The 12,021-nt window shown below is 74.1% G+C and carries 10 protein-coding genes; 6 read left to right on the top strand and 4 right to left on the bottom strand.

Annotation, left to right across the window (positions count from 1 at the left end; genetic code table 11):
• The first annotated feature begins 356 nt into the window (after positions 1 to 356).
• From ACIQVD_RS34055 to ACIQVD_RS34035, 5 genes are all read left to right on the top strand, one after another.
• Positions 357 to 1,910, top strand: a complete 1,554-nt coding sequence (locus ACIQVD_RS34055) for an ABC transporter ATP-binding protein (protein ID WP_402292715.1) — start codon at positions 357 to 359, stop codon at positions 1,908 to 1,910.
• 4 nt (positions 1,911 to 1,914) lie between these two features.
• Positions 1,915 to 3,081 (top strand): ABC transporter permease, encoded by a 1,167-nt coding sequence (locus tag ACIQVD_RS34050; RefSeq protein WP_400687111.1) that lies wholly within the window; start codon positions 1,915 to 1,917, stop codon positions 3,079 to 3,081.
• The gene (locus tag ACIQVD_RS34045) at positions 3,078 to 4,343 is read left to right on the top strand and encodes an ABC transporter permease (protein ID WP_400687109.1); all 1,266 of its coding nucleotides are present in this window, start codon (positions 3,078 to 3,080) and stop codon (positions 4,341 to 4,343) included. Before ACIQVD_RS34050 ends, ACIQVD_RS34045 begins: the two co-directional genes overlap by 4 nt.
• Positions 4,340 to 4,735, top strand: coding sequence for a cytidine deaminase (locus ACIQVD_RS34040; protein WP_400687107.1), 396 nt, complete (start codon positions 4,340 to 4,342; stop codon positions 4,733 to 4,735). The genes ACIQVD_RS34045 and ACIQVD_RS34040 overlap by 4 nt, the downstream gene beginning before the upstream one ends.
• A gap of 93 nt (positions 4,736 to 4,828) precedes the next feature.
• A complete protein-coding gene (locus ACIQVD_RS34035; RefSeq protein WP_111556302.1) occupies positions 4,829 to 6,106 on the top strand; it encodes a thymidine phosphorylase in 1,278 nt (425 codons plus the stop codon).
• 47 nt (positions 6,107 to 6,153) lie between these two features.
• On the opposite strand, the gene ACIQVD_RS34030 is transcribed toward ACIQVD_RS34035, so the two are convergent.
• From ACIQVD_RS34030 to ACIQVD_RS34015, 4 genes are all read right to left on the bottom strand, one after another.
• The gene (locus tag ACIQVD_RS34030; protein ID WP_402292714.1) at positions 6,154 to 7,050 is read right to left on the bottom strand and encodes a hypothetical protein; all 897 of its coding nucleotides are present in this window, start codon (positions 7,048 to 7,050) and stop codon (positions 6,154 to 6,156) included.
• A gap of 11 nt (positions 7,051 to 7,061) precedes the next feature.
• Positions 7,062 to 8,888, bottom strand: a complete 1,827-nt coding sequence (locus ACIQVD_RS34025) for a hypothetical protein (RefSeq protein ID WP_402292713.1) — start codon at positions 8,886 to 8,888, stop codon at positions 7,062 to 7,064.
• A gap of 163 nt (positions 8,889 to 9,051) precedes the next feature.
• The gene (locus ACIQVD_RS34020; RefSeq protein ID WP_402292712.1) at positions 9,052 to 9,609 is read right to left on the bottom strand and encodes a Uma2 family endonuclease; all 558 of its coding nucleotides are present in this window, start codon (positions 9,607 to 9,609) and stop codon (positions 9,052 to 9,054) included.
• Positions 9,606 to 10,904, bottom strand: coding sequence for an MFS transporter (locus ACIQVD_RS34015; protein WP_402292711.1), 1,299 nt, complete (start codon positions 10,902 to 10,904; stop codon positions 9,606 to 9,608). The genes ACIQVD_RS34020 and ACIQVD_RS34015 overlap by 4 nt, the downstream gene beginning before the upstream one ends.
• 64 nt (positions 10,905 to 10,968) lie before the next feature.
• Between ACIQVD_RS34015 and ACIQVD_RS34010 the strand changes: the two genes are divergently transcribed.
• Positions 10,969 to 11,925 (top strand): LysR family transcriptional regulator, encoded by a 957-nt coding sequence (locus ACIQVD_RS34010; RefSeq protein ID WP_400687096.1) that lies wholly within the window; start codon positions 10,969 to 10,971, stop codon positions 11,923 to 11,925.
• The last annotated feature ends 96 nt before the right edge of the window (positions 11,926 to 12,021 follow it).

The following is a 12,021-nucleotide window of genomic DNA, read 5'->3' as shown; positions in this document are numbered from 1 at the left end:
CCACCCAGCAGACCACCCGCGGCCACCCCCCGGTCCCGCCCGCCCCTAACGCCGGGCCCGGCCCACCCCCGGCCCGACCCGATCGCACGGCTGGGGCCGGGGGGGGCGCGCCCGGGCGCGCCCGCCCGGGCCCCTGCCGGTTCCACCCACGGCACACCGCCGCACCGCCCCCCCCGGCCCCGCGGCACGGCTCCCCCCGGGTTTCCCCACTGAGCCCTCAGCGCGACGAAGCGCCCGACGACCAGCAGGAGATCGCCATCACCCCCTCCGACTCCGTCCCGACGGACGGCACCCCCCGCGCGGGAACGGCGACACCTGCCGTCGAACTGCGCGGCATCACCAAGCGCTTCCCCGGTGTGGTGGCCAACCACGACATCGACATCACCGTGCGGCGGGGCACCGTCCACGCGCTGATGGGCGAGAACGGCGCGGGCAAGTCCACCCTGATGAAGATCCTCTACGGGATGCAGAAGCCGGACGAGGGCACCATCGCCATCGACGGCGAGCAGGTGGAGTTCGCCACCCCCGCGGACGCCATCGCGCGCGGCATCGGGATGGTCCACCAGCACTTCATGCTGGCCGACAACTTCACCGTCTGGGAGAACATCGTCCTGGGCGGCGAGAGCCTGTACGGCATCGGCGCCAAGGCCAGGGCCCGCATCCGCGAGCTGTCCGACCAGTACGGCCTGGGCGTCCGGCCGGACGCGCTGGTCGAGGACCTGGGCGTGGCCGACCGGCAGCGGGTGGAGATCCTCAAGGTGCTCTACCGCGGCGCCCGGATCCTGATCCTGGACGAGCCGACCGCGGTGCTCGTGCCGCAGGAGGTCGACGCGCTCTTCGACAACCTGCGCGAGCTCAAGGCCGAGGGCGTCACCGTCATCTTCATCTCGCACAAGCTGCACGAGGTGCTCTCGGTGGCCGACGCGATCAGCGTGATCCGCCGCGGCACCACCGTCGGCGACGCCGACCCGCGCCGGGTGACCGCCCGCCAGCTCGCCGAGCTGATGGTCGGCGCCGAACTGCCCTCCCCGGAGAGCCGCGAGTCCACCGTCACCGACACCGAGATGCTCCGGGTCGAGGGCCTGCGGATCGCCAAGCCGGACGCCGAGGGCGTCGAGCGCGTCGTCCTGGACGACGTGTCGCTGCGCATCCGCAAGGGCGAGATCCTCGGCATCGCCGGCGTCGAGGGCAACGGCCAGGCCGAACTGGTCGAGGCCGTCATGGGCATGCTGCCGCTGGACGCCGGCACCGTCACGCTGGACGGCGCCGACCTGACCGGCACCCTGACCCGGGCCCGCCGCGAGGCCGGCATCGGCTACATCCCCGAGGACCGGCACCGGCACGGCCTGCTGCTGGAAGCCCCGCTGTGGGAGAACCGCATCCTCGGCCACGTCACCGAGCGGCCCAACTCCAAGGGCGTGCTGCTCGACCCGGCCGGCGCCCGGGCCGACACCCAGCGGATCGTCGAGGAGTACGACGTCCGCACCCCCGGCATCGAGGTCACCGCGGCCTCGCTGTCCGGCGGCAACCAGCAGAAGCTGATCATCGGCCGGGAGATGAGCCACTCCCCGAAGCTGCTGATCGCCGCCCACCCGACCCGCGGCGTGGACGTCGGCGCGCAGGCCCAGATCTGGGAGCAGATCCGCACCGCCCAGCGCGACGGCCTGGCGGTGCTGCTGATCTCCGCCGACCTGGACGAGCTGATCGGCCTGTCCGACACCATCCGGGTGATCTACCGCGGCCGCCTGGTCGCCGACGCCGACCCGGCCACCGTCACCGCCGAGGACCTGGGCAGCGCGATGACCGGCGCCGCCAGCGGCCACATCGAGTCCGCCCCGGGCGCCGACGCCGCCGCGCCCACCGACACCCCGTCCACCGACACCGCCGACGACGAGCAGGCGGGGGAGTAGCCACATGACCAGTCCCAACCCCCCGGCCGCACCCGCGGCCAAGCGGTCGCTGCGCGAGCGCGTCGACCTGGAGCGGATCGGGCTCGCCCTGGCCGCCCCCGTGCTGGCGGTGCTGCTGTCGCTGATCATCGCCGGCGCCCTGCTGGCGGTCTCCGGCCGCGACCCGTTCGACGCCTTCTCCATCATGTGGAACTACGGCACCGCGTCCGACGGGCAGGTCGCCGTCCTGAACAAGGCCACCGTGTACTACCTGGCCGCGGCCGCCGCCGCGTTCGGGTTCCGGATGAACCTGTTCAACATCGGCATCGAGGGCCAGTACAAGCTGGCCATGATGTTCGCCGCGTTCGTCGGCAGCCAGGTCGACCTGCCGGCCTTCCTGCAGATCCCGCTGCTGCTGCTCGTCGCGATGTGCGTCGGCGGCCTGTGGGCGTCGATCGCCGGTCTGCTGAAGGTCTACCGGGGCGTCAGCGAGGTCATCTCGACCATCATGCTGAACGCCATCGCCACCGCCGTGATCGGCGTGCTGCTGGTGCCCGGCATCTTCGCGCCGAAGACCAGCGGCACCACCAACTCGATCCAGACCGGCAAGATCTCCGAGTCCAGCCACTTCTTCTCGATCGAGACCCAGGGCGGCACCCTGTGGGGCTTCCTCGTGATCGCGGTGCTGGTCGGCGTGGTCTTCCAGTTCACCCTGAACCGCACCCGGTTCGGCTTCGACCTGCGCGCCACCGGCCGCTCGGAGACCGCCGCGAGCGCCTCCGGCGTCAACGTCAAGCGCATGGTGATCACCTCGATCGTGGTCTCCGGCGCGCTGGCCGGCCTGGTCGGCCTGCCCGAACTCATGCAGAACACCCCGTACTTCGGGCAGAACGTGCAGACCGGCCTCGGCTTCATCGGCATCTCGGTGGCGCTGCTCGGCCGCAACACCCCGATCGGCATCGCGTTCTCCGCGCTGCTGTTCGCCTTCCTGGACGCCTCCGGCGCCCAGCTGCCCACCCGGGGCGACTACCCGTCCGAGATCATCCCGGTGATCCAGGGCACCATCGTCATCTGTGTCGTCGTGGCCTACGAGCTGGTGCGCCGCTACGGCCTCAAGCGCCAGCAGCAGAAGGTCGGCGCCGAGCTCGCCGCGCAGGCTGCCGCGGCCGCCCAGAAGGAGGTCGCGGCATGAGCACCGCAGTCGCCGGCAAGCCCAAGACGCCGGTCGCGTCCGCGAAGCGGACCAAGCTCACCTGGCCGGTGGTGCTGCTGCTGATCGCGCTCGCCCTGGTGCTGTTCGCCGCGGTCGGCGCGGCCACCGGCAACCACGGCCTGACCTCCTCCGGCCAGATCGCCGCCGCGCTCTCCTCGGCCGTGCCGATCGCGATGGCCGGTCTCGGCGGCCTCTGGTCGGAGCGCGCGGGCGTGGTCAACATCGGCCTCGAGGGCATGATGGTGGCCGGCACCTTCTGCGGAGCCTGGGGCGGCTTCCTGGTCAACCCGTGGGTCGGCCTGCTGGCCGGCATGGCGGGCGGCGCGCTCGGCGGCCTGCTGCACGCGCTGGTCACCGTCACCTTCGGCGTCGACCACATCGTCTCCGGCGTCGGCATCAACCTGCTGATCCCCGGCATCTGCGCCTACGTCAACCGGATCTACTACAAGGACTACGTGGCCGACGGCGCCGGCGCCAACCAGTCGCCGCCCTCCGACTCGCTGCCCACCTTCACCTTCCCCGGCCTGTCCGGCTGGCTGGACGGCGTCGAGAAGCACCACTGGTTCCTGGTCTCCGACGTGGCCGGCATCGTCCGCGGCCTGGTCACCGAGCTGTCGGTGGTCACCCTGATCGCCGCCGTGTTCCTGGTCGCCAGCTACTTCCTGCTCTGGCGCACCGTGTTCGGCCTGCGGCTGCGCTCCTGCGGCGAGAACCCGTCCGCCGCCGAGTCGCTGGGCGTCAACGTCTACAAGTACAAGTACCTCGCGGTGACCGCCTCCGGCGCCTTCGCGGGCCTCGGCGGCGCGTACCTCTCGCTGGTCGCCGCGCACTTCTACCGGGACGGGCAGACCCAGGGCCGCGGCTTCATCGGCCTGGCCGCGATGATCTTCGGCAACTGGATGCCGGGCGGCCTGGCCGCCGGCGCGGGCCTGTTCGGCTTCACCGACAGCCTCCAGCTGCGCGACGCCGACTCGGTGCACGTGCTGCTGCTGGTGGTCGCCGTCGCGATGGCGCTGCTCGCGCTCTGGCAGTTCTACCGCCGCAAGTTCACCGCCGGTGCGATCAGCATCGTCGTCGCGGGCGGCGTCGCCGCGTGGTACGCCTGCACCGACGAGGTGCAGCGCCCGCTGATCGTGGCCACCCCGTACGTGATCACCCTGGTGGTGCTCGCGCTGGCCTCGCAGCGGCTGCGGATGCCCAAGGCGGACGGCCTGGTCTACCGCAAGGGGCAGGCCAAGTGACGGCGGCACCGGAGGTCGACTGGGCGGCGCTGCGCGAGGCCGCCCGGGCGGCGATGCGGCACGCGTACGCGCCCTACAGCAAGTACCCGGTCGGGGCCGCGGCCCTGGTCGAGGACGGCCGCACGGTGGTCGGCTGCAACGTGGAGAACGCCTCGTACGGACTCGGCCTGTGCGCCGAGTGCGGGCTGGTCTCCGCGCTGCACGCCTCCGGCGGCGGCCGGCTGGTGGCCTTCACCTGCGTGGACGGCGGCGGCGAGCTGCTGATGCCGTGCGGGCGCTGCCGCCAGCTGCTGTACGAGCACGGCGGGCCCGAACTGCTGGTCGAACTGCCCTCCGGCATCCGCCCGATGAGCGAGGTGCTGCCGGACGCGTTCGGACCGGAGCGGCTGTAGCCGCCCGCCTTGTTACGCGCGTAGAGTGTCGCGGGAGGACATCCCGCGGCACTCTTCGCATTTCACCTCTTCTGGATCTTCTGGAGCACCTGCATGGACGCCATCTCCGTCATCCGGGCCAAGCGCGACCGGGGCGAGCTGACCGACCCCCAGATCGACTGGGTCATCGACGCCTACACCCGCGGCGAGGTCGCCGACGAGCAGATGTCCGCCCTGGCCATGGCCATCCTGCTGAACGGCATGACGGCCCGCGAGATCAGCCGCTGGACCGACGCGATGATCCGCTCCGGCGAGCGGATGGACTTCTCCTCGCTCGGCGTCCCCACCGCCGACAAGCACTCCACCGGCGGCGTCGGCGACAAGATCACCCTCCCGCTCGCCCCGCTGGTCGCCGCCTGCGGCGCCGCCGTCCCGCAGCTCTCCGGTCGCGGCCTCGGCCACACCGGCGGCACCCTCGACAAGCTGGAGTCCGTCCCCGGCTGGCGGGCCCTGCTCTCCAACGAGGAGATGCTCGACGTGCTGCGCGGCTGCGGCGCCGTGATCTGCGCCGCCGGCGACGGGCTGGCCCCCGCCGACAAGAAGCTCTACGCCCTGCGCGACGTCACCGGCACCGTCGAGGCGATCCCGCTGATCGCCTCCTCGATCATGTCCAAGAAGATCGCCGAAGGCACCGGCGCCCTCGTCCTGGACGTCAAGGTCGGCTCCGGCGCGTTCATGAAGAACCTCGACGACGCCCGCGAGCTCGCCCGCACCATGGTCGGCCTCGGCCGCTCGGCCGGCGTCGCCACCGTCGCCCTGCTCACCGACATGTCCACCCCGCTCGGCCTCACCGCGGGCAACGCGCTCGAAGTCCGCGAGTCCGTCGAGGTGCTGGCCGGCGGCGGCCCCGCCGACGTCGTCGAACTCACCCTCGCCCTGGCCCGCGAGATGCTCGCCGCCGCCGGCGTCCACGGCAAGGACCCGGCCGACGCCCTGCGCGACGGCTCCGCCATGGACCACTGGCGCCGCATGATCACCGCCCAGGGCGGCGACCCCGACGCCGCCCTCCCGGTGGCCCGCGAGACCCACGTCGTCCCCGCCCCCGCCACCGGCGTCCTCACCGCCCTCGACGCCTACGCCGTCGGCGTCGCCGCCTGGCGCCTCGGCGCCGGCCGCGCCCGCAAGGAGGACCCGGTCCAGGCCGGCGCCGGCGTCGAACTCCACGCCAAGCCCGGCGACCCCGTCACCGCCGGACAGCCCCTGCTCACCCTGCACACCGACACCCCCGAGCGCTTCCCCTACGCCCTAGAGGCCCTGGCCGACGCCGTCACCGTCGCCCCGGCCGGCACCGCGTTCACCCCGGCCCCGATCGTCCTGGACCGGATCGGCTGACCGCCGCGGCCGGGGCCGGCGGGACCGGACCCGCGTTCACCGGCCGCTCAGCCGCCGGTGAACGCGAGGCCGATCCCGCCGGCCGGGACCTCCGCGCCGATCCGGTACTGGACGACCTCGAACGGCGCGAACGTCCCGGCCGCCACCGCCCCGGCCGGCTCGACCGTGACCTCCAGCCGCCGCCGCTCCCCGCCGTCCAGGACGAGGGCGCAGGACAACTCGCCCTCGTCGCGCGCCAGTTCCTGCCCGTCCGGGCCGGTGAGCACGATCGGCCCGGCCTCGGCCCCCACCGGCTCCGGGCCCCCGTCCAGCCGGAAGCCCGGCCACCGCAGCGGCGGGACGGGACCCACGCTGATCAGGTACTCGGCCTCCTCCGCCAGCGGGTTGGACGCCAGGAACGGGAGGGTCCCGGCACCGCCGGACGGCAGCACGACGAGGTTGTGCTGCGCCCAGTGCCGGTCGTTGACCGGGTCGGCCACGTTCGTGCCCGGCGGGTCGAGCGGGTGCCGGACCTGGGCCAGCAGGCAGACGTGGTCGCCGGCGTCCGCGGGGATGCGCCCGGTCAGCGGGTCGGAGACCACCTGCCCGCCGTGCGGCGGCACCACCACGGTGGTGAGGCCGAGGAACTTGTCGGCGTCCGGGACGAGCGGGCCGCTGACCGGGGGCGACCACCACAGCCCCAGGTAGGCGATCGACTCGCTGTTGCCGCCCTGCCAGTTCCCGACCGTCACCTGCACGGTCAGGTCCTCCCCGGGCTGGAAGGCGGTGAGCGGCTGGATGCCGGAGCACAGGTACCAGCAGACCTCCGGCGGCACCGGCCGCACGCCGTTGTCGACCGGGAAGGACCCGGCCGGCAGGACCGGCGGCGGGTAGCTGTGGACGAACAGGTACGGCCGGTCGTCGGTGGTCCCCTCCGGGTCGCGGCCGTCGTTGCGCGCGGGCATGGCCGGCCTCCTCACGTCTCGTCGTAGTCGAGGACCCGGACGTCCACCGGGTCGTCGTCGATCGACCCGCCGGCCGCCCAGCAGTCGTAGCGGCGGAACCGGTCGGCGTCCAGGTCCGGGTTGGCCTCGCCGGAGGCGCCCTCGGCGATCCCGGTCCACAGCGCGGTCACCGCGGCGGTGGACTCCCGCAGCAGCCAGCCGGGGTCGGTGCCGACCGGCAACCCGCCGCCGCCGTCGGACGGCTCCTCCAGCGGGGTCAGCGGGTAGCGGTAGAACACCGCCACCGGATCGGCCTCGGGGCGGCGCGGGGTGATGTTGTCACCGCTCGACGGCACCGCGAGGAACTGCCGGTACAGCGGGTAGCGCAGCCGCCCGTCCGGCGCCGCCACCCCGCACCCGGCCAGGTAGCCGCCCGCCTTCCGCAGGCCCTCCCACAGCCGGGCCTGGAAGTCGAACAACAGGCCCACCAGCTGGGTGAGCTGGGGCAGGTCGGCGCCCCGGGCGAACTCCTCCGAGGTGAGCGGCTGGTACTGCGAGGCGAGGGCGGCCTGCTCCTCCGGGCTGAGGCTGGTCTCGAACGCGTGCCGGAAGTTGTCCGACACGTGCTTGTCCCAGAAGGTGCACGAGGTGCCGTTCCCCCACTGCTCCCAGCACACGCCGCCCAGCGTCCCGACGAAGGCGATGAACCCCAGCACGCCCAGCCAGAAGCTGCCGCACTGGTTGTCGCTGTCCCGGGTGCTGTCCGTCGCGGACGGCGGGCGCTGGTACGGGGGCACCGCCGGCCCCGAGTACGTGGCCGGGCCGAGCCCGGAGTCGGCGACGGCGGGCGGGGTGGCCGTCTCGGTCGTCACCACCGGGACCGGCGGGTTCGCCGGGTCGGCCCACAGCCGCCGGACGAACACCGGGGCGGGGAGCTTCGGCCGGGGCGGCTGCCGGAACGTGCCGAGCAGCTCCAACTGCCGCACCAGGCGCCGGTACCCGAGCCCGAGGTCCGGCGGCGGCGCCGTCGCGCCGAGGTCGTAGGTCCGTTCGAGCACCTCGGTCAGGAACGCCGCCGCCTCGTCCGGGAGCCGGGCCCCGGGGGACGCGTCGTACCGGAGGGTGGCCGCGAGCCGGCGGAAGTCCCCGGCCTCCGGCCGCAGTTGGGCCAGGTAGCAGCCGACGGTGTGGCGGGCGATCCGGTCCCGGAACCGGTGGCTGCGCCGGGGCCCGCCGACGACCTTGCCCAGGTAGGCCGAGCCGGCGGCGTTCGCCGCGTGGCCGGACAGGACGCCGAAGGCCGTCGCCCGGGTGGCGGGGGTGTCCGCCGCCGCGAAGGCCGCGCGGACGAAGGCGTCGGTGCGCCGGGCCAGGAAGACGTCGCCCCAGCCCCAGGCGTCCAGCGGGAGGTCGCCCTGCCGCGGGTGCTCCGGCACGTGCCGCATCTCGGCGAGCCGCCGGCCCAGGTCCTGGATCTCCAGGTGCTTGCCGTGCACCCGCTCGCCCAGCTTCCGCAGGCGCACCGTGGCCCCGCAGTACTTCGCCGCCGCGTCCGGGTGCGCCGGGTCGGCGAGGGCGGCCTCGATGTCGGCGCGCACCGCGCCGGTCTCCGTGTAGAGGTCCACCCCCTCGGTCCACATCGCGGCGGCCTCGGCAAGCAGGTCGAGTTCCATGCCGTCCGACTGGGCGTGCTGGAGCAGGTGGTCCAGCAGGCTGCCCAGGGCGGCGTCCGCGGGGTGGTCGGCCACCTCGGCGAGCAGCTCGTCCAGGGCCGGGCGCAGCGCGGGGTCGACCTGCGCGGCGGCCAGGCCCTCCCGGTGCTCGGCCAGCGCGGCGGCATGGGTTCTGGCATCGATCATGGGGGTCACCCACATCCCACTGTCGGGCGGGCGTCCTGCGGCCGACCGGCGGCGCGGCACGCGGACCCGCGGCCGACCGGACGCGCGCGAATCTTCAGACCGCCTCCAGCGTCACGCCGCCCGCCGCCCCCGGCAACCCCCCGCGTCCACCGGCCCGGCCCGGCTACCCGGCGTACGTGCGCAGGACGCCGGTGTCGAGCGTCCAGGGGCCGACGGTGATCACGTCGCCGAAGGCGAAGTCGGTGCGGCGGGTGTAGTTCGGTTCGGAGTGGACGATCCCGGTGCCCAGGCGGGGGTCGACCAGGAGGTAGAGCGGAATGCCCATGGCGGCGTAGTCGGCGACCTTGGCGTGATAACCGGTCTCGGAGTTGGATTTCGAGACGATCTCGACGACGAGCAGGATCTCGTGGGGCAGGAACGCCGGAGCCTCGTCGTCCAGCGCCGCCTCCGGGAAGACCATGAGGTCGGGGTTGCGGAGGCGCCCGTGGGCGGGGTCGGCCAAGTCGGCGCCACCGTGGGCGATGTAACCGGGGTGGGTCTGCGGAAGCTGCCCGTTGAGCTGCTGAGCGATGCGGATCACCGCGAGTTCGTGCCGCTTCACCGGCGACATCATCACCACGACCGTGCCGTCCGCGATCTCGATCTTCCCCATCCCCGGAGTCTGCGGCAACTGGTCGGCGATCTCACGGAGCATGGCGAACACGGCGGGGTCGATGCTCATGCCCGAAGTGTAGTGACGGCTCCCGCCCGGCGGGCCGCGTGGGCGCGGCGGGTGGCGTAGAGGGTGACGCCGGCCGCGCAGGCCATCGCGGTGAGGGCGACGGCCGCGGTGCCGGACCAGCCGGTGGAGTGGTAGGCGTCGGCGCCCAGGGTGCCGCCGAGGCTGTTGCCCAGGTAGTAGGCGATCAGGTAGAGCGCGGAGGCCTGGGCGCGGCCGGTGGTGGCGGTGCGGCCGACGGCGGAGGAGGCGGTGGCGTGGCCGGCGAAGAAGCCGGCGGTGATCAGGACCAGGCCGAGGACCGCGCAGGGCAGCGAGTCCGCGAGCGAGAGCAGCAGGCCCGCCGTGGTGGTGGAGATCGCCAGGTAGAGGGTGCCGCGGCGGCCGCAGCGGGCGGTCAGGCGGCCGGCCGAGGCGGAGGACGCGGTGCCGACCAGGTAGACCACGAAGATCGAGGCGGCCACCGACTGCGGGAGGTGGAAGGGCGCGGCGGTGAGCCGGTACCCGACCGTGTTGTAGACCGCGCCGAAGACGGCCATGAACAGCATGCCGAGCGCGTACAGCCGCAGCAGCAGCGGGTCGCGCAGGTGCCCGGCGACGGTCGCGGCCAGCGCCCGGGCGTCCACCGGCGCCCGGCGGAAGTGCCGGGCCCGCGGGATCAGCGCGCGGAAGGCCAGCACCGCGAGCAGCGCCAGGACGGCCGAGACGGCCAGCCCCCAGCGCCAGCCCCAGGCGGCCGCGGCCCAGCCGGAGACCAGCCGGCCGCCCATCCCGCCGATCGAGTTGCCCGCCACGTACAGCCCCATCGCGGAGGCCAGCGCCGCCGGGTGCACCTCCTCCGCGAGATAGGCCATCGCGGTGGCGGGCAGCCCGGCCAGCGCCGCGCCCTGGACGGCGCGCAGCACCACCAGCGTGGTGAGGTCCGGGGCGAACGGCAGGGCCACCGCGAGCAGCGCGGCGGCCAGGGTGGAGGCCGTCATCACCGCGGTGCGCCCGTACCGGTCGGACAGCGCGCTGGCCGGGAGCAGGGCGAGGGCGAGTCCGAGGGTGGAGGCGGAGGCCGTCCAGCTGGCCTGGCCGGGGGTCAGGCCGAGGTCGGCGGAGAGGATCGGCAGCAGGCCCTGGGTGGAGTACAGCAGGACGAAGGTGGCCACGCCCGCCGCGAACAGGGCGAGGTTGGCGCGGCGGAAGTCCCGGCTGCCGGGGCGCAGGCGCAGATCGGCGGGGGTGCTGGTGGGGGTGCCGGCGGGGGTGCTGGTGGGGGCGGGCGCGGACGCCTCGGTACTGGCGGGCTGCATGGCGTCGACGCTAGGACCGGGCCGGTTGATGCGTCCAATGCATCAATGCGCGATGATCCATGCCATGGCGCATCAGAGCAGCTCCGGGCCGGTCCGTCCCGCCGAACTCGGCCCCGACGCCGATGTGACGCTGCTCGCACCGCAGTTGGCGGAGTTCGCGGCGGTCGCCCGGCTGGAGCACGTCACCCGGGCCGCCCAGCTGCTCGGCATGCCGCAGCCCACCCTGTCGCGGGCCGTCGCCCGGCTGGAGGCCGACCTCGGCGTCGACCTGTTCGCCCGGCAGGGCCGCGCCGTCCGGCTCACCCGCTCCGGCCGGATCCTGCTGGACGCCGTCGAACGGGCCCTCGCCGAGGTCGAGCGCGGCGTCGAGGCGGCCCGCGCGGAGGCCGACCCGGCGGCCGGACGGGTCGCCTTCGGCTTCCTGCACACCATGGGGACGGACGCCGTCCCCGCCCTGCTGCGCGGCTTCCGGGCCGGACACCCGCGGGTGCGCTTCCAGCTGGTGCAGGACTACGTCGCCGCGATGCTGGAGCGCCTGCGGGCGGGCGAGCTCGACCTCTGCCTGGTCTCCCCGCTCCCGGACGACCCCGACCTGGTGGCCCGCCCGCTGGACGAGCAGCGGCTGTTCCTGACCGTCCCGGCCGACCACCGCCTCGCGGCCCGCCGCCGGATCCGGCTGGCCGAGGTCGCGGACGAGCCCTGGGTGACGGTCGAGGAGGGGTACGGGCTGCGCCACATCATGGAGGGCTTCTGCGCCGAGGCCGGGTTCGCCCCGCGGATCGCCTTCGAGGGCGAGGAGGTGGAGACCCTGCGCGGCCTGGTCGCCGCGGGCCTCGGCGTCGCCCTGCTGCCGCCCGCGCTGGTCCCCCGCCCCGGCGTCGTCGAACTGGAGGTCACCGCCCCCCGCACCCGCCGCGCCATCGGCCTGGCCTGGCTCGCGGCCCGCCCGCTCACGCCGCCGGCCGCGGCCTTCCGCGACTTCGTGCTCTCGCGCCGGGGGAGCATCCTGGCGCACGACTAGGTGTTCTGTCCTGTGAGGTTGGGAACGCGGCTGGCGGGTGGTTGGCCTGCGAGTGCGGTGTGTCCGCGGTGGTGATTGTAGGTGTGGAGCCAGGCG

Origin of the sequence: Kitasatospora sp. NPDC090308, from assembly GCF_044769485.1 — a bacterium.
Classification (GTDB): Bacteria; Actinomycetota; Actinomycetes; order Streptomycetales; family Streptomycetaceae; genus Kitasatospora; species Kitasatospora fiedleri.
This window is presented reverse-complemented; position numbering and strand designations above follow the sequence as displayed.

Excerpts from the sequence above, each read along its gene's own strand:
- ACIQVD_RS34050 (WP_400687111.1), top strand. The coding sequence starts at position 1,915 with ATGACCAGTCCCAACCCCCCGGCCGCACCCGCGGCCAAGCGGTCGCTG.
- ACIQVD_RS34045 (WP_400687109.1), top strand. The coding sequence starts at position 3,078 with ATGAGCACCGCAGTCGCCGGCAAGCCCAAGACGCCGGTCGCGTCCGCG.
- ACIQVD_RS34035 (WP_111556302.1), top strand. The coding sequence starts at position 4,829 with ATGGACGCCATCTCCGTCATCCGGGCCAAGCGCGACCGGGGCGAGCTG.
- ACIQVD_RS34030 (WP_402292714.1), bottom strand. The coding sequence starts at position 7,050 with ATGCCCGCGCGCAACGACGGCCGCGACCCGGAGGGGACCACCGACGAC.
- ACIQVD_RS34025 (WP_402292713.1), bottom strand. The coding sequence starts at position 8,888 with ATGATCGATGCCAGAACCCATGCCGCCGCGCTGGCCGAGCACCGGGAG.
- ACIQVD_RS34020 (WP_402292712.1), bottom strand. The coding sequence starts at position 9,609 with ATGAGCATCGACCCCGCCGTGTTCGCCATGCTCCGTGAGATCGCCGAC.
- ACIQVD_RS34015 (WP_402292711.1), bottom strand. The coding sequence starts at position 10,904 with ATGCAGCCCGCCAGTACCGAGGCGTCCGCGCCCGCCCCCACCAGCACC.
- ACIQVD_RS34010 (WP_400687096.1), top strand. The coding sequence starts at position 10,969 with ATGGCGCATCAGAGCAGCTCCGGGCCGGTCCGTCCCGCCGAACTCGGC.